This is a genomic window from Bifidobacterium sp. 2450, from assembly GCF_041900695.1.
Lineage (GTDB): Bacteria > Actinomycetota > Actinomycetes > Actinomycetales > Bifidobacteriaceae > Bifidobacterium > Bifidobacterium longum.
In genome coordinates this window covers 146,005-167,392 of sequence record NZ_JBHEEA010000005.1, presented here as the reverse complement: position 1 = coordinate 167,392, position 21,388 = coordinate 146,005, and the positions used below count along the sequence as shown (strand labels likewise).

At 60.3% G+C, this 21,388-nt stretch carries 19 protein-coding genes and 1 tRNA gene; 11 read left to right on the top strand and 9 right to left on the bottom strand.

Features of this window, described 5'->3' with window-relative positions:
* Positions 1 to 92 precede the first annotated feature (92 nt).
* The 8 genes from ACEUKI_RS04085 to ACEUKI_RS04050 all read right to left on the bottom strand — a co-directional run bounded on the left by ACEUKI_RS04085 (position 93) and on the right by ACEUKI_RS04050 (position 9,352).
* Positions 93 to 1,619 carry an ABC transporter substrate-binding protein gene (locus tag ACEUKI_RS04085; RefSeq protein ID WP_179133509.1) on the bottom strand — a complete coding sequence of 509 codons (1,527 nt, stop codon included), beginning with the start codon at positions 1,617 to 1,619 and terminating at the stop codon, positions 93 to 95.
* Positions 1,620 to 1,680: 61 nt separating this feature from the next.
* Positions 1,681 to 2,367, bottom strand: coding sequence for an endonuclease III (gene nth / locus ACEUKI_RS04080; protein WP_080785463.1), 687 nt, complete (start codon positions 2,365 to 2,367; stop codon positions 1,681 to 1,683).
* A gap of 58 nt (positions 2,368 to 2,425) precedes the next feature.
* On the bottom strand, positions 2,426 to 3,208 hold the full coding sequence (locus tag ACEUKI_RS04075; protein WP_374156536.1) for a winged-helix domain-containing protein: 783 nt from the start codon (positions 3,206 to 3,208) through the stop codon (positions 2,426 to 2,428).
* Positions 3,209 to 3,387: 179 nt separating this feature from the next.
* Positions 3,388 to 4,092: a hypothetical protein gene (locus ACEUKI_RS04070; RefSeq protein WP_186289920.1), complete on the bottom strand. Its 705-nt coding sequence runs from the start codon at positions 4,090 to 4,092 to the stop codon at positions 3,388 to 3,390.
* A 108-nt stretch (positions 4,093 to 4,200) separates the two neighbouring features.
* Positions 4,201 to 4,785 (bottom strand): manganese efflux pump MntP family protein, encoded by a 585-nt coding sequence (locus ACEUKI_RS04065; RefSeq protein WP_080785460.1) that lies wholly within the window; start codon positions 4,783 to 4,785, stop codon positions 4,201 to 4,203.
* A gap of 390 nt (positions 4,786 to 5,175) precedes the next feature.
* On the bottom strand, positions 5,176 to 5,670 hold the full coding sequence (locus ACEUKI_RS04060) for an inorganic diphosphatase (RefSeq protein WP_003828172.1): 495 nt from the start codon (positions 5,668 to 5,670) through the stop codon (positions 5,176 to 5,178).
* A gap of 249 nt (positions 5,671 to 5,919) precedes the next feature.
* The gene (locus ACEUKI_RS04055; protein ID WP_080785459.1) at positions 5,920 to 8,160 is read right to left on the bottom strand and encodes an alpha-1,4-glucan--maltose-1-phosphate maltosyltransferase; all 2,241 of its coding nucleotides are present in this window, start codon (positions 8,158 to 8,160) and stop codon (positions 5,920 to 5,922) included.
* Between the two features lie 55 nt (positions 8,161 to 8,215).
* Positions 8,216 to 9,352 carry an IS1249 family transposase gene (locus ACEUKI_RS04050; protein ID WP_374156535.1) on the bottom strand — a complete coding sequence of 379 codons (1,137 nt, stop codon included), beginning with the start codon at positions 9,350 to 9,352 and terminating at the stop codon, positions 8,216 to 8,218.
* A gap of 411 nt (positions 9,353 to 9,763) precedes the next feature.
* On the opposite strand from ACEUKI_RS04050, the gene ACEUKI_RS04045 reads away from it, so the two are divergent.
* Complete coding sequence (locus tag ACEUKI_RS04045) at positions 9,764 to 11,785, top strand: cell surface protein (protein ID WP_374156534.1); 2,022 nt, start codon at positions 9,764 to 9,766, stop codon at positions 11,783 to 11,785.
* 119 nt (positions 11,786 to 11,904) lie between these two features.
* Here the strand turns inward: ACEUKI_RS04045 and ACEUKI_RS04040 are convergent.
* Positions 11,905 to 11,981, bottom strand: a tRNA-Met gene (locus ACEUKI_RS04040).
* Positions 11,982 to 12,196: 215 nt separating this feature from the next.
* On the opposite strand from ACEUKI_RS04040, the gene metA reads away from it, so the two are divergent.
* From metA to nucS, 10 genes are all read left to right on the top strand, one after another.
* The gene (gene metA / locus ACEUKI_RS04035; RefSeq protein WP_080785456.1) at positions 12,197 to 13,231 is read left to right on the top strand and encodes a homoserine O-succinyltransferase; all 1,035 of its coding nucleotides are present in this window, start codon (positions 12,197 to 12,199) and stop codon (positions 13,229 to 13,231) included.
* Between the two features lie 301 nt (positions 13,232 to 13,532).
* Positions 13,533 to 14,345: a F0F1 ATP synthase subunit A gene (gene atpB, locus ACEUKI_RS04030; protein ID WP_115769954.1), complete on the top strand. Its 813-nt coding sequence runs from the start codon at positions 13,533 to 13,535 to the stop codon at positions 14,343 to 14,345.
* 103 nt (positions 14,346 to 14,448) lie between these two features.
* Complete coding sequence (atpE, locus tag ACEUKI_RS04025; protein WP_032683248.1) at positions 14,449 to 14,676, top strand: ATP synthase F0 subunit C; 228 nt, start codon at positions 14,449 to 14,451, stop codon at positions 14,674 to 14,676.
* A 56-nt stretch (positions 14,677 to 14,732) separates the two neighbouring features.
* The gene (locus ACEUKI_RS04020) at positions 14,733 to 15,251 is read left to right on the top strand and encodes a F0F1 ATP synthase subunit B (RefSeq protein WP_115769953.1); all 519 of its coding nucleotides are present in this window, start codon (positions 14,733 to 14,735) and stop codon (positions 15,249 to 15,251) included.
* Between the two features lie 34 nt (positions 15,252 to 15,285).
* Positions 15,286 to 16,122, top strand: coding sequence for a F0F1 ATP synthase subunit delta (locus ACEUKI_RS04015; RefSeq protein WP_080785453.1), 837 nt, complete (start codon positions 15,286 to 15,288; stop codon positions 16,120 to 16,122).
* 75 nt (positions 16,123 to 16,197) lie between these two features.
* Positions 16,198 to 17,829 (top strand): F0F1 ATP synthase subunit alpha, encoded by a 1,632-nt coding sequence (atpA, locus tag ACEUKI_RS04010; protein ID WP_007051480.1) that lies wholly within the window; start codon positions 16,198 to 16,200, stop codon positions 17,827 to 17,829.
* A gap of 3 nt (positions 17,830 to 17,832) precedes the next feature.
* Positions 17,833 to 18,756: a F0F1 ATP synthase subunit gamma gene (locus tag ACEUKI_RS04005; protein ID WP_080785452.1), complete on the top strand. Its 924-nt coding sequence runs from the start codon at positions 17,833 to 17,835 to the stop codon at positions 18,754 to 18,756.
* An 8-nt stretch (positions 18,757 to 18,764) separates the two neighbouring features.
* The gene (atpD, locus tag ACEUKI_RS04000) at positions 18,765 to 20,237 is read left to right on the top strand and encodes a F0F1 ATP synthase subunit beta (protein WP_013140165.1); all 1,473 of its coding nucleotides are present in this window, start codon (positions 18,765 to 18,767) and stop codon (positions 20,235 to 20,237) included.
* Entirely contained in the window at positions 20,237 to 20,530 is a 294-nt protein-coding gene (locus ACEUKI_RS03995; RefSeq protein ID WP_012576745.1) for a F0F1 ATP synthase subunit epsilon, read from the top strand. The genes atpD and ACEUKI_RS03995 overlap by 1 nt, the downstream gene beginning before the upstream one ends.
* A gap of 87 nt (positions 20,531 to 20,617) precedes the next feature.
* Entirely contained in the window at positions 20,618 to 21,337 is a 720-nt protein-coding gene (gene nucS / locus ACEUKI_RS03990; protein WP_058060672.1) for an endonuclease NucS, read from the top strand.
* The last annotated feature ends 51 nt before the right edge of the window (positions 21,338 to 21,388 follow it).

The window sequence follows — 21,388 nt, the reverse complement described above, 5'->3', positions numbered from 1 at the left end:
GCCCGGTAGGCTGTTCGCAGGCGAGGTACGAACGATCGAACGATAGTGAGCCAAGGACTATCGGGCGTAGCCCGTCCGTGACTGAAGGTTGCCTACTTCACCGTCAACCCGGCCAGCGGCATGCGTCGATTGATCATCGAGGTCGGGTAGCCGGAGACCTTGGTGGACGCCACAGTGAAGCATTTGCGGGTATACAGCCAATCACTGGCCGCATCCTCGCTGATCAGCCGGGCGTACGCCTTCATTCGTGCCTCATAATCGGCGTTATTAGTGGCGGCGCGAGCATCCGCATAGGCCTGTTGCGCTTCGGTATGGTCGTAATGGAACATGGAATCGGGGTCGGCGAATATGCCGGCATCATCCGTGCCGTCCATGCTCATCACGGTCAGTTCCCATTTGCCGTCCTTGATTCGTTTGGCATAATCCTCATCGGAGAGCACTTCAAGGTTCACCGTGGGGCGCGGCTGCCGCTCGATCTGCTGCTTGATGGTTTCGGCCAACGACCGGTATTCTTCGGGAACCACCAGATTCACCGTAGTCAGGTATTGCGCGCCGAAGTAGGAGAACATCTGCCCGGCTTGGTTTTCGTCATGCGGGTACAGTCCGGTCAAATCTTCGTATCCGGGTTCCGGCGGGCTGATGGGGCCGCCCAATGCTCCGGCTGCGTCGGGTTGGGCGGAGGCGATGCCGGCTGCGTCGATTTGATAGCGGAAGGCTTTACGCACCTGTTCGTCGGAGAGCAGCGAATCGGTGCCGTTGTTGTAGGCCAGCAGCACCTTATCCGTAGTGGCCCCCTCCTTGACGGTCAGGCCATCCTTGCCGTTCAAACCGGTGGCCGTCGAAGCCGAAACCGGTGCCGCCATATCGAGACTGCCGTCGGTCAGGGCCTTGCTGAGCGCATCGGCGTCGGAGTATTGCATAAATTCAACGATATTGCTGGCCGCTTTGGTGCCATGGTAGGTATCGCTGCGCGCCAGCTTCAGGGAATGGCCAGGCTGGAAATCGGCCACGGTGAATGGTCCGGAAGCTATGGCCTTGCGTTGATAATCGGCACTGGACGACTCGGAATCGTAGACAATGCCGAGCCTGCCGGACAGCGCTCGCAGCAGCGTCGGATTGGGCTTGGCGAGCGTAATGACCACCGTGGTGGCGTTCGGATTGGTGACCGATGCCAGATCGCCCAACTCGTCGACGTCCGCCACCTTGTTGGTCACGTTCTGTTGCAACGACCACACGGCGTCCGAGGCGTCCAACGTATGATCGTTCGAGAAGGTGACGCCCGATTGCAATGTCAGGGTGACGGTCAGTCCGTCATCGGAAGTCTTCCAGCTTGTCGCCAGTCCCGGCTGAAGCTTGTTGTCTTGATCGACGGTCACTAATGTCTCATACACATTGTCGACGAGCAGGCGCTCGGCTGCCGCAGAGGAATCGGACCGAATATCCAAGGATTGCGGCATGTCGTCAATGCCAATGGTCACATCGGCATCGAGGGATGATCCCGGCTGGAACTGGTTTTGCATGAACGTCCATCCCACAACCACGAGTGCGCCGAGTGCCACGGCGACTCCGAGAAAAATCCCCCACTTGGACCATGTATTGTTCCGCTTGCTGTGCTGCATGGTTTTCAGTCTAGCGGTGGATTCAGCCTAGAATCCGCAATTCACTATGATGAGGTATGAGTTAGCGTTTGGACGTGCTCTTGCCGGCGGGCGGCGCATAGCTAGGGCAGGTGTCGGACAGCGGGCAGTTGGCGCAGTCGGGGGTACGTGCGTGGCAGGTGGCCCGGCCGAACAGAATCAGTCGGTGGCTAAGATTCGTCCATTCTTCGGGCGGAAAACAGGCGGTGATTTCCTTCTCGATTTTCACGGGATCAGGGTGTGCGGACCGCCAATCCGACCGCCAACGCAGTCGTCCGGTTACGCGCATCACATGCGTATCGACCGGGAATCCGGGGATATCGAACGCGTTGCCGAGCACGACGTTCGCGGTTTTGCGGCCGACCCCCGGCAAGCTGGTCAGTTCATCCATCGTGCGCGGCACCACGCCGCCGAACTGTTCGTCCAGTGCCGTGGCCAGTCCGATGAGATGCTGGGTTTTCGAACGGTAGAACCCCAGCGGATGAATGATGTCTTCGACTTGGGCCGGGTTCGCGGCCGCCAAGTTACGGGCGGTGGGGTAGGTGGCGAACAGTTCCGGGGTGACCGTGTTGACACGCTTGTCGGTGGTCTGGGCGCTGAGCACGGTGGCGATCAGCAATTCGAGCGGATTCGAGAAATGCAGTGCGCAAGCGGGTGCCGGAATCACCTGGCGCAGAATGTCGTATTCGTCATGCATGCGCGTGAGACGCGCGGATTTGGTTTCTCTCATCGTATGGACTTAAGCGGCGTAATGTCGATGATTGATGGTTTGCAGCGCTGCTGGTCTGTCAGGCGGCGGTGTTGAGATCGGGGGTATCGTCATCGGTGCCGATGGCGGCAGAGGATGCTTTGGCGGCCTGCTGTGCGGCGGCAGCTTCCTTATCCGTCTCCGGCGGGTCGAATCGGTAGCCCACGTTGCGCACGGTGCCGATGAGGTGTTCGTATTCGCCGCCGAGCTTGGCGCGCAGACGACGGATATGCACGTCGACCGTACGAGTGCCACCGTAGTAGTCGTAGCCCCATACTTCCTGCAGCAACTGGGCGCGCGTGAACACGCGGCCGGGGTGCTGGACCAAGTACTTGAGGAGTTCGAACTCCTTGTATGCCAGATCGATGGGGCGTCCATGCAGGGAGGCGGTATAGCCGTTGGTGTCCACAATGAGGTCGCCGGAGCGAATCTGGCCATCTTCCACCGTGGTGGTGGATTCGGCGGGAGAACCGGCTGCTGCGGCTGCGGGAGCGTTGCCGTGCTCGGAGACCAATCGCAATCGGCCCTCGACTTCAGCCGGGGAAGCGGTGGCGACCACCACATCCGCAATGCCCCACTGGGAGTTGACCACGGTGAAGCCGCCTTCGGTCAGCACCAGCACGATTGGCGTGGACAGGCCGGAAACGTGGATGAGGCGGCACAAGGTTTTGGCGGTCGCCAGATCATCGCGTGCATCCAGAAACAGAATGGTGTTCTCTGGCATTTTCACCAAGCTGGCTGCGTCCATCGGCAGTACGCGGACGCGATGAGAAAGCAGGGCGAGTGATGGCAAAACGGTGGCGGGGTCGCTGGCGAAAGTCATCAACGTAAGATCCGTCACGCTAATCCCCCTTTATCCTGCAATGTGTTACGCAATTGCTCGGTGTGGCTGTACGAGTCGTCGGCGGCGTTATGCCGCTTTCGCACGGTTTTCATTATTCTACGCGCTTGTAGTGGACACATAGGTTACAAGCTTGCGGAATATGGAACGGCAGACGTCCATCAACCGATGATACGGCCGAGCACCAGTGCGGTTGCGGCGATGGTCACGCCCATCAGCATTACCGGCATCAGGCCGGTACCGATCCACGGATAGCGGATATCCGGGTCCGGATCGGCGTCGCGCACCCACAACGTGGAGGCCACGGCCAAGACCAGTCCCAAAACGATGAGGATGATCAGGGCAACGGTTCCCGCAACGGTGCCCTTGGCGAGCATCGCGCCCAAATCAGGCAGGAAGCACCAGCCGGCCACGGCGAGAGCTGCCACACCGGAAGTCACGGCGTGAGAGAGTGCGCGGATAAGATGTTCGCGCTTCTCACGAGCCATCTGGCGCCCGAAGGAGAAGACCACCAGCACCACCAGCAGCAGGCCCATGGCCAGTGCCCATGAATACCAAGGAAGTACCGAGCCATCCGCAGCGGTCTGATCCGGCGGAACCTCGTCGGTTGGGAAAGGTACGATGACGAAAATCAGAGAAATCGCGCCAAACACCAAAGTGACGATACGATCCAGCATGCTGCCGCGGAACGGCCAGAACACGACGAACGCGGCCAACGTCAGAGCGGCGATAATCAAAGGGATGATGGGGATGGCGCCAGGGGAGGGAATGACCGTGGCTGCGATGAACAGTACATAGGACGTCAGTTGGGCCAACAACATGCTCAGAGCTTTGTTCTTCCAACCCTCCTGGGTGATCTCGGTCATGATACGCCTCTCAGATAATCGAATTTCTATCCCAATCCTACGTCGGGCATTGGAACGGTGAAATCAAACAAAATAGCCCCTTCTGGTGAAGGGGCTTATGGCACTAAATCAGAACGCGATAACGCCCAAATGCTCCAATAGCACTTTGATGCCGAGTAGAATCAGCACCACGCCGCCGGCGATCTGCGCCGGCTTCTGCCAGCGGGAACCGAACGCGCGGCCAATGTGTAGGCCCGCAGCGGAGAACAGTCCGGTGACCACACCGATGCTGAGGATGGCGAATGCCGTATGGGCTTTGGTGAACATGAAGGCCAGGCTCACGCCCACGGCGAACGCATCGATGCTGCAGGCCACGGCCAGGGGAAGCATATGCTTCCAATCGAACTGGGCGGTCTCCTTGGAGTTTTCCTCATCTTCTTCGAAGGCTTCGTGAACCATGTTGCCGCCGATGAACACCAACAGGGCGAAGATGATCCAATGGTCGAATTGGGTTACGTATTTGCTGAATGTAGATGCCGCGAAATAGCCGAGAATGGGGAACAGCATCTGGAATCCGCCGAACCAGAGGGCGCTTTTCACGGCTTCTTGTACTCGTACGCGGGATACGGTCAGGCCTTTGCCAATGGATACGGCGAATGCATCCATAGCTACGGAAACAGAAATAAGTAGGATTTGAATGATTATCGAAATCATGGTGTGACAGAAGGTTCATCGCCGGATCACCGCGCGATGGGCCTCGACCAGCGTTCCTACACGCCGCCTACGCCTAGTTGAAAAGACAAAGCACCACTATATCACAAAATACAAGCTCCCTCTGTTGAGGGAGCTGGCGCAGTGAAACTGCGACTGAGGGAGAGTAGAGCGGCTTTGCCACGAATACAACAAAAGGCCCCCGAAGGGGCCTCCTGTTAACGATTCAGAATCGAATCACTTCTCGGAATCAGCGAGATGCTGACGAGCCGCGACGATTTCCTTTTCGGCATGCAATTACGGACGGCCTGCGGCCGACTCAATGCTGGCTCAGCCGCTGTCGCGTCTTCGCACGCCGCCGCCGGAAAGTCCACCGGGCTTTCCTAAAGGAAATCACTTGCCTTCGTTCGCGAGACGCTCACGCGCGGCAATGATTTCCTTTTCGGCGGCGTCAGCACCAGTCCAGTAGTCGCCCGGCAGGACTTCCTTGCCCGGCTCCAGAGCCTTGTACTGCTCGAAGAAGTGCTTGATTTCGGCCTTGTGGTACTCGTTGACGTCGTCGATGTCCTTGATGTCATCGAAACGAACGTCGGCGGGCACGCACAGCACCTTGTCGTCGCCGCCGGCCTCGTCGACCATGTGGTACAGGCCCACGGCGCGGCACTCGACCACGCAGCCCGGGAACACGGAGTTCGGAATCATCACGAGAGCGTCCAGCGGATCGCCGTCCTCGCCCAGGGTGCCGTCGATGTAGCCGTAGTCATCCGGGTAACCCATTGCGGTGAACAGGGTACGGTCCAGGAAGACACGACCGGTCTCGTGATCGACTTCGTACTTGTTCTTGGAGCCGCGCGGAATTTCCACAACGACGTTGAAGGTTTCTGCCATGTCATTTCTCCTTGAAAATCGACAGTTACGTTATCGTCTCACCATAATACCCTGTTTGCGCCTGCAAAACAGGTGCGGAACTCAAGAAACCGTGCTGAGATTATGCCGACACTATGTCTAAACAGACGAAATCCTCCCCTTGAGGGGAGGATTCCTAGCGGTTTACGCGCACGATAAACCCATGCACGTCAACGGCATCACTGTTGCATTACCGTTGCAGTACCGTTGCAGTACCGTTGCAGTACCGCATCACTGCACGGACAGGATGTGGGCCACATCCGCCCAAGGAGCCAGAGACACGTAGTTGTCCCAACCCCACTGGAATTCGCGGCCGGTCAGCTCGTCGCGCACGTTGAGCGGGCGGTCGGTGGGCAGACCCAGCTCGCCGGGTTCCAGGTGAATCATCGACTGGTGTGCGTTGTGTCCATCGAGGTTCACGACCACAATCAACGTGTCCGCTCGGCCGGTACCGGTCAGTTCGGCCGGCGTGTGGCGTGCGAAAGCCAGAATATTCGGGTCGGACGTGGGCAGCACGGTGAGGTTGTGGTAGCTCAACGCGGCCGGGTGGGCGCGACGAATCTTGTTGAGCGCGGTGAGCATCTCGGTCACGCCGTACTGCTTGGCCTTGCTCCAATCGCGAACCTTGACCTCGTACTTCTCGTTGTCGATCTGCTCTTCGAAGCCGGGGCGCTGCTTGTTCTCGATGAGTTCGTAACCGTTGTAGATACCCCAGGACGGCGAGCCCATGGCTGCCAGCACCGCACGCACGCAGTGGCCGGCTACGCCGTTGTCTCGCACGTAAGCGGTGAGAATATCCGGCGTGGTGGGCCAGAAGGTGTTGTGCTGGTAGTAGCCGTCGTCGCCATTGGTGACCGGCAGATACTCTTCCAGTTCGTCCTTGGTGTTGCGCCACGGGAAGTAGCAGTGGGACTGGGTGAAGCCCACGTAGCTCAGGGCGCGCATCATGCCCGGGCGGGTGAATGCCTCGGCCAGGAACAGGATCTCCGGGTGCTTCTTGGTCACGGCGGCAATCACGTCCTGCCAGAAACGCACCGGCTTGGTGTGCGGGTTATCGATGCGGAAGATGGTGACGCCCGCCTCGATCCACAGATTCATGATGCGTTCGACTTCTTTTTCGATGCCGGGCATGTCGGCGTTGAAGTCGATCGGGTAGATGTCCTGATACTTCTTCGGCGGGTTCTCGGCGAAGGCGATGGAGCCGTCCGGCTTGTGGCGGAACCAGTTCGGGTGGGCCTTGACCCACGGGTGATCGGGCGAGCACTGCAGGGCGAAATCAAGCGCGATTTCCAGACCCAGTTCATGTGCACGCTGGCACAGGGCCTTGAAATCGTCCATGGTGCCGAGCAGCGGATCCACGGTGTCGTGGCCACCTAGCTCGGAGCCGATGCCGAACGGTGAGCCCGGGTCATCGGGGCCGGCGACCAGCGTGTTGTTGCGGCCCTTGCGGTTGGTCACGCCAATCGGGAAGACCGGCGGCAGGTAGACGATGTCGAAGCCCTCGGCAGCGGCGCGTTCGAGGCCGGCCATCGAGGTCTTCAGCGTACCCTGAATGATCTTGCCGGTGTTCGGATCGATGGTGGCGCCTTCAGAACGCGGGAAGAACTGGTACCAAGCCGCGAAGCTGGACTTCGGGCGTTCCACCTTGAAGCGCTGGGGCTGGCTGGGGGAGATGCCGTCGCGCAGCGGGTGAGTCTCGTGCAGGGCGGCGATGGTCGGGTTGTCGCCGGCGGCGAGACGATCCTCGGCGCTCAGCGTCTGATCGGCCATGGTCTCAGCGGCCTTCTCCAAGGTCTTGCGATCGCGTGCGGTCAGGCCGGCGTCCGGGGTTGCGGCCCAACGGGCCAGCAGCTCGGCACCGGAATTGAGTGCGTTGTCCACGTAGTCCATCACACGCACCTTGATGCGGGCGTCGTGCAGCCAGGAGACGTACGCGTCTTCCCAACCTTCGATGGTCACGGTCCATTCGCCGAGCTGACGCTTGACGGCCGCGTAGCCATCCTCCCAAGGCTTCAGATCGCTGTGCTCGCCGCACTTGACCATCACGGCCCAACGATCGAGGCCGGGATTTACGCAGGTCATGGCCCGGCGCATGGTTTCCTTGCCGCGCGGGTTGCGCACGATGGCGGTGGCACCCACCTTGGTACGGCCTTCGATGAACACTTGGGCGGTCATCTCAAACGGTTCGCCGAGTTCCACACGGGCGGGGAAGATGCCGCGCTCCTCGGCGGGAGTGATGTCCATGACATTGATGCGGCCGAACTGGCCGGGCTCGTTTGCTTCGATGGACGGTGCGGGGGCTTCGACAGCCAGGCCTTTCAGCGCTGCTGCGGCGCGTGCCGTTTCGGCGCTGACTCTCTTGCGCTTGGTTGCGGGGCTCTTTCGGGCAGAAGTCGCCTTTGACTTCGTTTTCGTGGTGTTGTTATCGGTATTACTAGTGCGCGTGGTCGCGCGATGTTGTACTGCTGCCATAAGGCCCTATTCTAAGGGCTTTTGGGGCTATAGGTCAAAATGTGTGTCCGGCGGTCTAGTCGTTCGACTGCCATTCGACCCTGGTGTGGAACTCGTTCCGGTCGATGCCGGTGCCGTATCTTGCGGGGATGCCGAACGTCTCGTACTGGCCTTGCGGGCTTCTCTTCCATGCCCGCCGGTAGAGGCGCTCGAGTCGTTCGTCGGTCATCGCGTTGGCCGCGAGCCACGCGTCGGTCTCGGGCCGTTCCGTGTGCTGATGGCACCACCGGCAGATCGCCTTCAGCCGTCTGGCCAGCCGCAGTCCGCGGTGGCGGCGCGGCATGTCGCGCAGGCGCGCGTTCCATGATTCGACGAGGTTGTTGGCGGACGGCACCGGGCCGACGGACGCGAGCCCCTCGTCGAGGAACGTGAACGGCCGGCCCTCGCGGATGCGCCTGCGGATCATGCGCCGCGCCTTGACGAGCCTTTGGCGCATGTCGTTCACGCTGCCGTCGGCGTATTCGCTCTCCTCGTCGAGGAACGAGGCGGAGTTCTGCCCCCACCGGTTGTAGGAGACCGGCCATTCGGCCGCGCCGCCCGCGTCCCCGACGCGGGGCAGGGACAGGGCCACCCGGCGCAGCCGTCCGTCCGCCTCGAGCCTGGGCCGCCTGCCGGTCAGCTCGAGGATGTCGGCCTGCACGGGGAACAGGCACCGCTGGATCCTCGTATCCGGCCACGTGGCCTTCGCGGCCTTGAGGACGCCGCCCCCGCCGTCGCACACGAGCACGTCGGGCGGCGCGATGCGCGCCATCAGGCACTGCCATGCCGCCGCTTTCTCGCTTTTGGCGACGTGCCAGCCGATCACGTGCCCGCCGACCACCGCGATCAGGACCACCGCGCCGCGGTGCAGGTGGATGCCGTCCGCATGCACCACATGATGCACCTCGTCCGCCAGGGGCACGGGCGGCCACAGGCCCCACATGAGCTCGCACCGGCGGCGCAGCGCGCGTGCCGGCAGCCGGTGCTCGGCCTGCGATTGTTTCGAGAACAGCCAATCCGGACCGCACCGCAGATCACGGGCGCTGTTGTCGCGCGACTGGGTGCGTGAGCTCCCGCAGCCGGCGTTCCGGCACCGCCACCTGATCCGTCCCGAGCTCGTCCTTCCGTTCCGCTTCATCGGCTCGCCGCACACGGCGCAACAAGGTGTGTTCATCCACCCAATCTGCCACGCCAACTCGAAAGTCACTCAACCGTTGTGCCGCAAGGCCTGACCGGCCATTCCGGACACACATTCCGGCCGACCTCGAGTTCCCCGCCCATACAACTCGAACAGGAGGAACGCCCACTGCCACAAAGGAACACAAGCCAAAACGGACACACATTTTGGCCTATAACCCGGCTTTTGAACATATGTTGCGCATTGTGGATAACTATCAGGTAAACGTTCGGTCAACCGCATGAGGTGGATAACTCGGCGGAAGAGTTATCCACAACTCGCCGGCAAACGGCAAGCTCGGACCACATAGGTCGAAAAACCGGCTGTAGCGAATGAAAATCTGCCATGATCGTGGCCTACCCGCACACAGTGCAGTATGCGGGGAAACGTACCAGGAAAGGACGAATGATGATAACGACATGGCGGCAACGGGGCATGGCCATCGTAGCGATGCTGACCGGTCTGATAATAATGGTGGGAGTGGTGTTCAGCTCGGCGAATACGGCGTATGCCGCGACGTTGACGCCCGCCGACGAAAGATATCACGTGGCGTTTCCATACAACGATACGGAATATTACGTCGGTGTCGCGGGGCTGGACGCTTCGGGCAACAAGTACTACTGCATCGAAGCGGGGAAACTGAGCGACTATGTGATAGGCCCCACCACGGTGCTTGCCTCCGATGAGAACGCCCGGCGTATGGCATGGATCCTTGACCGGTACCGCGACACGGATGCCACCACCCATGCGGCGATCGGCATCATCGTGCAGGATCATTTCGGGCGCGATCGGGACGAGTGGGCGAGACAGATGGCGGTCATTCAAGGCCGGTACCCCGAGATCGTGGCGAAGGCGGCCCGGATATGGGATCAATCGGCCGGCAAGACGCCTGCGGGCACGACGGTGGAACGCACCGATGCCGAGGCTTTGCGCAGCGGTTCCATCTCGGTGAAAGTGGTGAACCGCGCCGGTGACGCGATCGCGGGAGTGCCGTTCACCGTCACCTTGCAGGGGGCGGCGCGGTTCGTCCAAGGCGGCAACACGTTCTCGGGGGTGTCGACGAGCGCCGGGTCCTCGATCGCGTGGGAGGCGACCGGCGCCGGCGAGGTGACGGCGAACACCACATACGAGTATGGGCGGATGCACGTCATGGACAGCACTCAGGACATGCTGGCCTTTGACTCGATGGCTTCCACTGGCGGCGCGTCGACGACATTTCGGGTGCGTAAGGATTTTGTTCCGGCGGTATCCACCAAGGTCTCCGAGAAGGTGCTTGATGTGGCTTCTCCGGTGTTCGATGACGTGACCAGTGGCGTGGCGGATGCGGACAGTTATTGGGTGCCCGATTTGGAATTGCAGGTCCGCGGATACTATTTCGATGGTCTTGATACGGGCGATGTGGGCAATGTCATTACGCCGAATGCACAAGAGAGTGCCGATGCTTTTCTTGCGCGATTGGCGACTTTGGGTTATGAGCCGGTGGCCTATGGCAAGGCCTCTTTCACCGGGGTGGGGCAGCAGGCACGTGTGCAGGCCATGACCAAGCCGGATGACGGTGCCGCTTACCGGACCAAGCAGAATAGCGGTTTTGGCACATGGGTATGGGTGTTCCGGCGGTCCGAGCAGAGCAAACAGGCGCAGGAATACCTTATCGGCGACTGGATAAGTCCGTTTATGGAGGCTACGGAAAGCAATACAAGTCGCAGGAAGCTAGAAGTCATGTCGACGGTCACCGAGCATTCGGCGGATATCGGTGCCGAGCTCAGCGACACCATTACCGTATCGGGGTTCCCTGCGGATCATGGCCAGTATGCCGGCAACGAAGAGTATGAGTTCGCGGCGGATCGGCCGTATGCGACGGTGAGCGTATGGTGGTCCGGCGATCCCGACAATCCTTCCAATGATGATGCATATAAGCCGTCCGGAGCCGACGTTCCCGAGGAAGACGATAACCATCAGTTATTGGTGACGTGGGAAGTTCCCGCGGTGGACGGCACGTTCAGAATCGGCGCTGGATCGTTGGATGCGCATGGCGCTCCTATGTATCTCACTGCGGAGCGTCATGGCTGGTATGTGTTTGTTTGGACATTTGCGGGGGATGGTCGCGTTTCGCCGGCATCCAGCCGATACGACGATGCTTGGGAACGGGTGCGTGTGCTCGAGCCGTGTGAGCCGGAGGAACCTTGTGAACCGGAGGAACCTGAGGAACCATGTGAACCGGGGGATTCGGATGAGCCGTGTGAGCCGGAAGAGCCGGAGACCCCGGATGAACTCGAGGATCCAGAAACACCGGAAGAGACTGCGGGGCCCAGTCCCGAATCTTCATTGCCCATTACGGGTGGCGATGTGGCGGTTGCGTCGGTCCTGGCCGCAACAGCCCTTGCAGTAGGACTCGTATTGCTGATTATTGTTCGACGCCGTCAGTTGTAGCAGTAATGCGGGCCGGGTCTTGCCAGCTAATTAGGCCATGGTTCCCATAGTTTTTGGCTCGTTGATTGCTGAGAAAACAAAAAAGGTCGGAACCCGATCGGGTTCCGACCTTTTCATGTTGGTAGCGGGGCATGGATTTGAACCATGGACCTCTGGGTTATGAGCCCAGCGAGCTACCGAGCTGCTCCACCCCGCGTCGGCTTGTCTCTCAGACAGCTCTATCTACAATAGGTGCAGATTTCAGAAAGTCAACATCGGCGTGTCGCGTCATCTTCCCACGGTTTTAAAACGTGAATCGGCTCACGCAGCGAGGGTTTTGGGGTGGAGCCGGAGTCGGGGTGATAACGCGCCATAAATGGCCGTTATGGGAATGCCCTGAACCGTTATCCCGAATATTGACATAATAGGAACATGCCTATCAAGATCCCCAGTGGCCTGCCGGCCAGAGATATCCTCGATTCGGAGCGCATCTTCGCTCTGGAGAAGCCCGAGGCGGAGCGTCAGCGCGTCCGCCCGCTCAAACTGGTGATTCTGAACTTGATGCCTAAGAAAATCGAGACTGAAACGCAGCTGCTGCGTCTGATTTCCAAGTCGCCGCTGCAGGTCGAAATCGACTTCATGAAGACCTCCACGCATGAGGCCACGCACGTTTCCGCCGATCATCTCGTCAAGTTCTACGAAAACCTCGATGCGTTCAAAGACAACTATTACGACGGTTTTGTGGTCACCGGCGCGCCTGTAGAGCATATGCCGTTCGAAGATGTGAACTACTGGGACGAGTTCAAGACGATTCTCGACTGGGCCTCCACCCATGTGTTCTCCACCATGTATCTGTGCTGGGGTGCGATGGGCGCACTGTACTACCGCTACGGCATCCACAAGGTGGATTACCCCGAGAAGATTTTCGGCGTATTCCCGCAGTACCTGCAGGACGAATACTGCTTCCTGACCAATGGCTTCGACGAGATTGATCTGCAGCCGCACTCCCGCCTCGCCGGCGTGAACGAAAACGAGGTACGTGCCAACCATGACCTTCAGATCTTGACTTGGGGGCCGCAGTCCGGCCCGGGCCTGATCGCCACGCGTGACTTCTCCGAAGTGTTCGCGCTCGGCCATTGGGAGTACGGCAAGTACACGCTCGCCGAAGAATACGAGCGCGATGTGGCCAAGGGCATGACCAACGTGCCCTTCCCGAAGAACTACTTCCCGCATGACGATCCGAAGCTGGAACCGTTGTTCGCCTGGCGCGCCCACGCCAATCTGCTGTGGCGCAACTGGCTCAACTGGGTGTACCAGACCACGCCGTATGACCTGACCGAGGTGCCGCAGCTCAGGGCTGAGAAGAAGCTCGGTACTGATCGTTCGATTCGGCATGAGCCGGGCGGGCCGCGCCAGGATGATTTCGAGCCGTTCGCCCACGACGGATACGGAGTGATCAGAAGGTAGCGCAAATGCCGCACATCCTCGTATTGTGACTAATAGCGTACAACGCTTGCGCAACATACGAAAAACCTTGCGCCGCCGCCGATTCCAGAAGACGCGCCGGTGTAGTATTGACATTGTCTAGACACAGGCAAATAATCACTCTTCAGTCATTCAGAGCCGAATGCCCAGCGCAGACTCCGTGTCCACGCCCGGCAGACTCCACACCGAGGAGACGAAAAAGACGAAAGTAACGAGCACGTCACATTTGCCTACCCGGTGGGTTTAAACTGACACCTGACATTGAAGAAGCAGGAGGCGTGATATGGTCGGTTCGCTCAGCGCAGGATTGCTGTTGGCTGACGAGGCAGGCGCTCATCTGCCCTCGGTTGATGACTTCCTTCCCCCGGAGATTCTGTTCCAGGGAACTCCGTTTGCCATCAACCGCATTATTTTGATTCGTATCGTGGCAACCATCGTGCTGTTGGTGGTGCTCGGCGTGACCGCAAAGCGCGCCAAGCTCATCCCCGGCCGTTGGCAGGGCGTAGTCGAGTATGGTCTCGACTTCGTGCGCGACAAGGTCGTGTATGAAGTGATGGGTGAGGCCCGCGGCAAGCGTTACGTGCTGATGATTACCACCCTGTTCTTCACGATCTTCATTTTCAACCTGTGCGGCATCATTCCCGGTATGAACATGGCGGCCAACGCCACGGTGGTCATGCCGCTCGTGTTCGCTGTCTGGACACTGATCCAGTACTGGATCGCCGCCATCCGCTCGCAGGGCCTCGGCCACTATCTGCGCCACGAGCTGTTCACCCCCGGTGTGCCGTGGCCGGTCTATTTCCTGCTGGCTCCGATCAACCTGCTTGAGCTGTTGATCATCCGCCCGGCCTCCCTGATCATCCGTCTGTTCACCAACATGGTTTCCGGCCACCTTATGGTCGCCACCTGCTTGGCGTTCGCACAGTTCTGGATGGTTGACGCGGCCAACAAGCTGCAGGGCATCCCGGTGGGTGCGCTGTGGTTCGCCGGTGGTTTCGCCATGACCTGCTTCGAGGCGTTCGTCGCCTTCCTGCAAGCCTACGTCTTCGCGATTCTTTCCACCGTGTACATCAACCTGAGCTTCCCGGAAGAGTGACGGGCGACTAACCCGCCGCTTCCGGTCCCCGGTCTGGGAAAATCGCAGACCGACCAAACCCCAAGATTTATAACGTCGCCAAGTACGTTAGAAAGGAAACACAATGGATATCATCACCCTCGCAGAGGTCGCCGGCAACCTGTCCGTCATCGGTTACGGTCTCGGTGCGATTGGCCCTGGCATTGGTCTGGGCATCCTCTTCGGCAAGGCCATGGAATCCACCGCTCGTCAGCCTGAGATGTCCGGCAAGATCCAGACCATCATGTTCATCGGCCTGGCTCTGATCGAGGTGCTGGCACTGATCGGCTTCGTCGCCGCCCTGATTCTCTGATCTGCGCAGATAAACAGACGAAAACCGATTATGTCCATCACTGAAAGGAGGGCTTGATGACACAAGCAGCAAGCGGGATTGACCTGTTCATTCCTGAGGTTTATGACATCGTATGGTCGCTGATCATTCTTGTCATCGTTGCGGTGTTCTTCTACAAGTTCTTCATGCCGAAGTTCAATGCGATCTTCGACGAGCGTGCCGCCAAGATTCAGGGCAACATCGCCAAGGCGGAGCAGGCTAAGAAGGACGCCGACGAGGCCAAGGCCAAGTATGAGGCCCAGCTGAGCACCGCCCGTGTGGACGCCGCCAAGATTCGCGACGACGCCCGTGCGGAAGCGTCCCACATCATCGCCGACGCTCGTTCCCGCGCCGAGTCCGATGCGGCCCAGATCACCGCATCCGCACAGCGCTCGATTGAATCCCAGCACCAGCAGGCCATCGTCTCGCTCAAGGGCGAGGTCGGCGCACTTGCCACCGCCTTGGCCGGCAAGATCCTCGGTGCCAAGCTGGAAGACAGCGACGTGCAGTCCTCGATGATCGATTCGATGATCGACAACCTGGGCGCCAAGAAGTGATCGTGACCATCCGTAACCAGAAAGGGAGGTGACCATGCGAGGAGAGGCATCACGTATTGCAGACCGCGAGTCGCGTGATTCGCTGGCCCCGAAACTGCGCGACACCCGTGAGGACGCGTGGCGGATCGGCAACGAACTGTTCACGATCACCAAGGTGTTCGATGGCAGCATTCAGCTGGAGCGTGCACTGACCGACCCGTCCCGCCCGGTCGCCGACAAGGTGGCCGTCCTGAAGGAACTGCTCGGTGGCAACGCGCATCCGATGACCATGGAGATCATGACCGACTTGGTCTCCCGCCGTTGGAGCCGTGTGCGCGACATCGCCAACGCGGTGGAGGACTTCGGCGTGGACGCCATGATGTACTATGCGGACGCCACCGACGCCACGCTGCAGGTATCCATCGAGCTGTCCGAGCTGCATTCCGCACTGCTGAACCTGCCGGTCGTCCGCTCCAAGCTGTACGACTACCAGGCCACCAGCGAGGCCCGCGTGAGGCTGTTCCGCGAGGTGTTTTCCGGCAAGACCCTGAACAAGGTCACCATGAGGCTCGCCGAACACGCCACCTGCAACCTGCGCCGCCGCCGCTACTTGGAGACCATCCAGTGGCTGATCAACAAGTTCTCCCGCCACATGGGCGAGTCGATGGTCACCGTGACCACCGCCACCCCGCTGAAGAAGGAGCAGATCAAGCGACTGGTCGAGGTCTACTCCGCCAAGGTGGGCCGTCAGGTGCACATCAACTCGGTGGTCGACCCGACCGTGCTGGGTGGCATGCGCATCCAGGTGGGCGACGAAGTCACGGACAACACCGTGGTCGCGCAGCTGCAGAACCTGCATCGCAAGGTGCAGACGGAGGCGACTCCGGCCTGACCGGCCGAGTCCATCCGTCCAACACCACACACAAGCAAAGACTTGACTGAACAATAACCAATAGAAGGAGTGATCATGGCAGAACTGACCATCGATCCCGCCTCGATTCGCAAGGCCCTCGACGACTTCGTGTCGTCGTACAAGCCGAGCGACACCCCCACCCAGGAAGTGGGCTATGTCGCCACGGCCGGTGACGGCATTGCGCACGTGACGGGATTGCCTGGTTGCATGGCCAATGAGCTGCTGACGTTCGAAGACGGCACGCTCGGCCTGGCGTTCAACCTTGACGCCCGTGAGATCGGCGTGGTGATCCTCGGCGATTTCGCTGGAATTGAGGAAGGCCAGGAAGTGCGACGCACCGGCGAAGTGCTCTCCGTGCCCGTCGGCGACGGCTATCTCGGCCGCGTCGTGGACCCGCTGGGCAAGCCGCTCGACGGCCTCGGCGAGATCCAGGGCATTGAGGGTCGTCGTATCCTCGAAGCCCAGGCCCCCGACGTGATGCACCGCCACCCGGTCGACGAGCCGCTGTCCACCGGCCTCAAGGCCATCGACGCGATGACCCCGATCGGCCGCGGCCAGCGCCAGCTCATCATCGGCGACCGCCAGACCGGTAAGACCGCCATCGCGATCGATACCATCATCAACCAGAAGGCCAACTGGGAATCCGGCGACCCGAAGAAGCAGGTCCGCTGCATCTACGTGGCCATCGGCCAGAAGGGCTCCACCATCGCCTCGGTGAAGCAGAGCCTGGAAGACGCCGGTGCCATGGAGTACACCACCATCGTGGCCTCCCCGGCAGCCGATTCCGCTGGCTTCAAGTACATCGCCCCGTACACCGGCTCGGCCATCGGCCAGCACTGGATGTACAACGGCAAGCATGTGCTCATCGTCTTCGATGACTTGTCCAAGCAGGCAGAGGCCTATCGTTCGATTTCCCTGCTGCTGCGCCGCCCGCCGGGGCGTGAAGCCTACCCGGGTGATGTGTTCTACCTGCACTCCCGCCTGCTCGAACGTTGCGCCAAGGTCTCCGATGATCTGGGCGGCGGTTCGATGACGGGTCTGCCGATCGTCGAGACCAAGGCGAACGATGTGTCCGCCTACATCCCGACCAACGTGATCTCCATCACTGACGGCCAGATCTTCCTGCAGTCCGATCTGTTCAACGCCAACCAGCGCCCCGCCGTGGACGTCGGTATCTCCGTCTCTCGAGTCGGTGGCGCCGCACAGACCAAGGCTCTGAAGAAGGTCTCCGGTACGCTGAAGATCTCCCTGGCACAGTACCGTTCGCTGGAATCCTTCGCCATGTTCGCCTCCGATCTGGATGCGGCTTCCAAGGCCCAGCTGACCCGTGGTGCCCACCTGACCGAGCTGTTGAAGCAGCCGCAGTTCCACCCGTACTCGCCGGAACAGGAAGTCGTGTCCGTATGGACCGGCACCCATGGCAAGCTCGACGACCTCGACCTAAAGGACGTCCTTCCGTTCGAGCAGGGACTGCTGGACTACATCGACCACAACACCGATATCCTCAAGACCATTCGCGAGACCGAGGAATTCACCGCCGACACCGAGGCTGCCCTCGATAAGGCCGTGGACGAGTTCCGTTCGACGTTCGTCTCTTCCGCCGGCAAGCCGCTGGTCGAGAAGAAGCCGGACGTTGACAAGGCCGCGCCGGTTGATCAGGAAAAGATCGTGGCGGGAGAAAAGTAAGCCATGGGCTCGCAACTCGCATTGAAATCACGCATCCACTCCACCGAGTCGTTGGCGAAGATCTTCAACGCTCAGGAGATGATCGCGTCTTCGCATATCGCCAAGGCCCGTGATGTGGCCCTGAACGCGAAGCCGTACACCGATGCGATTTTCGATGCCGTGCAAGCGTTGGTGGCCCACACCCATATCACGCATCCGATCGCGGTGAAGGACGAGAAGAACCCGCGCGTGGCTGTTCTCGCCCTCACCTCGGATCGTGGTATGGCCGGCCCGTACACCTCTTCGATTATCCGTGAAACGGAGTCGCTGCTGTCCCGCCTCGATGCGGCAGGCAAGCAGCCGGAGCTGTTCGTGTACGGGCGTCGCGGTTCGACGTACTACAAGTACCGTAATCGTGACATCGCGGTGACGTGGGAAGGCGACACCGACCAGCCCGGCGTGGAAATTGCTGAAACGATCTCCAACACTTTGATGGACGCCTACATGAAGCCGGCTGAGAAGGGTGGAGTTTCCGAACTCTACATCGTCTACACCGAGTTCATCAACATGGTGGTGCAGAAGGTGCGCGTGCTGCGCATGCTGCCGGTCGAAATCGTGAAAAACGAGACCAAGGTGCCCGATCCTGATGAAGAGGCACCGGCTACTGCGGATGTCGCTCCGCTGTATACTTTCGAGCCCAGCCTCGAAAAGGTACTGGACGCGATTCTGCCGAAGTACATTCAGTCCCGCATCCACGAGTGCCTGCTGACCGCGGCCGCGTCGGAAACCGCAAGCCGCCAGAACGCCATGCACACGGCAACCGACAACGCACGAAACCTGATCGACGACCTTACGCGCAAGCTCAACGCTTCCCGCCAGGCCTCGATCACCCAGGAACTTACCGAAATCATCGGCAGCGCTGACGCGCTGACCAAGAAGGAAGAGTAGGAACGCATATGGCTGACAACCAGACCACTGCGGCCGAGCCTACCAACGGTCGCGTCACCCGCGTCCAGGGCTCGGTTATCGACGTTGAATTCCCGGTGGGTCATCTGCCCGACATCTACAACGCCCTGAAAGTAACGATCGTCAACACCGGCGCCAAGGAAGAAGGCGAGGCGAAGGAGACCGAGATCACCCTCGAGGTCGAACAGCACCTCGGTGATTCCACGGTCCGTTGCGTCGCTTTGAAGCCCACTGACGGCCTGGTCCGTGGTGCCTCCGTCTCCGACACCGGCGCCCCGATCTCCGTGCCGGTCGGCGACGTGACCAAGGGCCACGTCTTCGACGTGTCCGGTAACATCCTCAACAAGAAGCCGGATGAGACCATCACCGTCTCTGAGCGTTGGCCTATCCACCGCAACCCGCCGGCCTTCGATCAGCTGGAGTCCAAGACCCAGATGTTCGAAACGGGCATCAAGGTCATCGACCTGCTGACTCCGTACGTGCAGGGCGGCAAGATCGGTCTGTTCGGTGGTGCAGGTGTGGGCAAGACCGTGCTGATTCAGGAAATGATTCAGCGCGTGGCTCAGAACCACGGTGGCGTGTCCGTGTTCGCGGGCGTCGGCGAGCGTACCCGTGAGGGTAACGATCTGATCGGCGAAATGGCCGAGGCCGGCGTGCTTGAGAAGACCGCACTGGTCTTCGGCCAGATGGATGAGCAGCCGGGTACCCGTCTGCGTGTCCCGCTGACCGCACTGACCATGGCAGAGTACTTCCGTGACGTGCAGAACCAGGACGTGCTGCTGTTCATCGACAACATCTTCCGCTTCACCCAGGCCGGTTCCGAGGTGTCCACCCTGCTGGGTCGTATGCCTTCCGCCGTGGGTTACCAGCCGAACCTGGCCGATGAGATGGGTTCCCTCCAGGAGCGCATCACCTCGACCCGTGGTCACTCGATCACCTCGCTGCAGGCCATCTACGTGCCGGCCGATGATTACACCGACCCGGCCCCGGCCACGACCTTCGCCCACTTGGATGCAACCACCGAGCTGTCTCGTGACATTGCCTCCAAGGGTATCTACCCGGCTGTGGACCCGCTGAGCTCCACCTCGCGAATCCTCGATCCGCGTTACGTGGGCCAGGCTCACTACGACTGCGCCAACCGCGTCAAGGCGATTCTGCAGCGTAACAAGGAGCTGCAGGACATCATCGCCCTGATCGGTATCGACGAGCTCGGCGAAGAGGACAAGACCACTGTGAACCGTGCTCGTAAGATCGAGCAGTTCCTCGGCCAGAACTTCTACGTGGCTGAGAAGTTCACCGGTCGTCCCGGCTCCTACGTGCCGGCCGACGAGACCATCGAAGCCTTCACCCGCATCTGCGACGGCGTGTACGACGACGTCCCGGAGCAGGCGTTCTCCGGCATCGGCGGCATCGACGACCTCGAAGAGAAGTGGCACAACATGCAGAAGGAACTGGGTGCGTGATGGCTGCGGAAAAAACCACGATGAAGGTCAACATCGTCGCCGCTGACCACCCTGTGTGGCACGGCGAGGCGACGAGCGTGACCATTCCCGCCTCTGAGGGCGGCATGGGCATCCTGCCCGACCATGAGCCTGTGCTCACGGTGATCAAGCAGGGTACGCTCACCGTGGTTGAGCCCGATGGCGATCGCCACATGTTCGAGGTGACCGACGGATTCATTTCCTTCGACTCGAACAAACTCACCGTGGCGGTCGAGCGCGGCCACGACGTCCAGTACTCCGGCATCGCCGAGTGATCTGAACCAACTCCTTAAGGGGCTCTCTGGTTTTCCAGAGAGCCCCTTTTGCTATGTATGCCATGTGTTGCGCTACAGTGGTGGCCTATGCGAGTTATTGTTGCCGACTGTTCGGCCGAGTATTCGGGCCGCCTCAACGCCTCACTGCCCCTGGCCAAGCGCGTATTGCTGATCAAGGCCGATTCCAGCCTGTTGATTTTCTCCGAATTGGGCTCCTACAAGCCGCTGAACTGGATGACCGCGCCCTGCACGATTCGTGAGATCGACCCAGCCGCCAAATCCGCGCAACATTCCCGGGAAAGTGTCGCCGCTGGTGAGCCGGAAAAGGTGCTACGTGTCAGCGCCGACAAGGGTTCGGACATTCTTGAAGTGACGCTGCAGCACATCTACTCCGACCAAACCTATGATCTGGGCGAAGATCCGGGTCTCATCAAGGATGGCGTGGAAGACCATCTGCAGCGCTATCTGGCCGAGCAAATCGAGCGAATCGGCAAGGGAGCCAAGCTGGTGCGTCGCGAATACCCTACCGCTATTGGTCCGGTAGATATTATGGCCGTGAATGCCGAGGGCGAGCATGTGGCTGTGGAAATCAAACGTCACGGCGGCATTGATGGCGTCGAGCAGCTGACTCGCTACTGCGAACTGCTCAATCGAGATCCGCTGCTGGCCCCGGTGCACGGCATCTTCGCCGCACAAACCATCACGCCGCAAGCCCAGGTCTTGGCCAAAGACCGCGGCTTCACCTGCCTCATCCTCGATTACGACGATATGAAAGGCACCGAGGACGACAGTCTCAGGCTGTTCTGATTGTTCTTGGCTTCCCTCTTGAAGGGGAGTTTTCGAACGCATATAGAGAGA

Coding starts and splice junctions, on each gene's coding strand:
- ACEUKI_RS04085 (WP_179133509.1), bottom strand. CDS start 1,619: ATGCAGCACAGCAAGCGGAACAATACATGGTCCAAGTGGGGGATTTTT.
- atpD (WP_013140165.1), top strand. CDS start 18,765: ATGGCTGACAACCAGACCACTGCGGCCGAGCCTACCAACGGTCGCGTC.
- nth (WP_080785463.1), bottom strand. CDS start 2,367: ATGAGAGAAACCAAATCCGCGCGTCTCACGCGCATGCATGACGAATAC.
- ACEUKI_RS04015 (WP_080785453.1), top strand. CDS start 15,286: ATGCGAGGAGAGGCATCACGTATTGCAGACCGCGAGTCGCGTGATTCG.
- ACEUKI_RS04060 (WP_003828172.1), bottom strand. CDS start 5,670: ATGGCAGAAACCTTCAACGTCGTTGTGGAAATTCCGCGCGGCTCCAAG.
- ACEUKI_RS03995 (WP_012576745.1), top strand. CDS start 20,237: ATGGCTGCGGAAAAAACCACGATGAAGGTCAACATCGTCGCCGCTGAC.
- ACEUKI_RS04055 (WP_080785459.1), bottom strand. CDS start 8,160: ATGGCAGCAGTACAACATCGCGCGACCACGCGCACTAGTAATACCGAT.
- ACEUKI_RS04045 (WP_374156534.1), top strand. CDS start 9,764: ATGATAACGACATGGCGGCAACGGGGCATGGCCATCGTAGCGATGCTG.
- ACEUKI_RS04065 (WP_080785460.1), bottom strand. CDS start 4,785: ATGATTTCGATAATCATTCAAATCCTACTTATTTCTGTTTCCGTAGCT.
- ACEUKI_RS04070 (WP_186289920.1), bottom strand. CDS start 4,092: ATGACCGAGATCACCCAGGAGGGTTGGAAGAACAAAGCTCTGAGCATG.
- atpB (WP_115769954.1), top strand. CDS start 13,533: ATGGTCGGTTCGCTCAGCGCAGGATTGCTGTTGGCTGACGAGGCAGGC.
- atpE (WP_032683248.1), top strand. CDS start 14,449: ATGGATATCATCACCCTCGCAGAGGTCGCCGGCAACCTGTCCGTCATC.
- atpA (WP_007051480.1), top strand. CDS start 16,198: ATGGCAGAACTGACCATCGATCCCGCCTCGATTCGCAAGGCCCTCGAC.
- metA (WP_080785456.1), top strand. CDS start 12,197: ATGCCTATCAAGATCCCCAGTGGCCTGCCGGCCAGAGATATCCTCGAT.
- ACEUKI_RS04005 (WP_080785452.1), top strand. CDS start 17,833: ATGGGCTCGCAACTCGCATTGAAATCACGCATCCACTCCACCGAGTCG.
- ACEUKI_RS04020 (WP_115769953.1), top strand. CDS start 14,733: ATGACACAAGCAGCAAGCGGGATTGACCTGTTCATTCCTGAGGTTTAT.
- ACEUKI_RS04050 (WP_374156535.1), bottom strand. CDS start 9,352: ATGAACACACCTTGTTGCGCCGTGTGCGGCGAGCCGATGAAGCGGAAC.
- ACEUKI_RS04075 (WP_374156536.1), bottom strand. CDS start 3,208: ATGACTTTCGCCAGCGACCCCGCCACCGTTTTGCCATCACTCGCCCTG.
- nucS (WP_058060672.1), top strand. CDS start 20,618: ATGCGAGTTATTGTTGCCGACTGTTCGGCCGAGTATTCGGGCCGCCTC.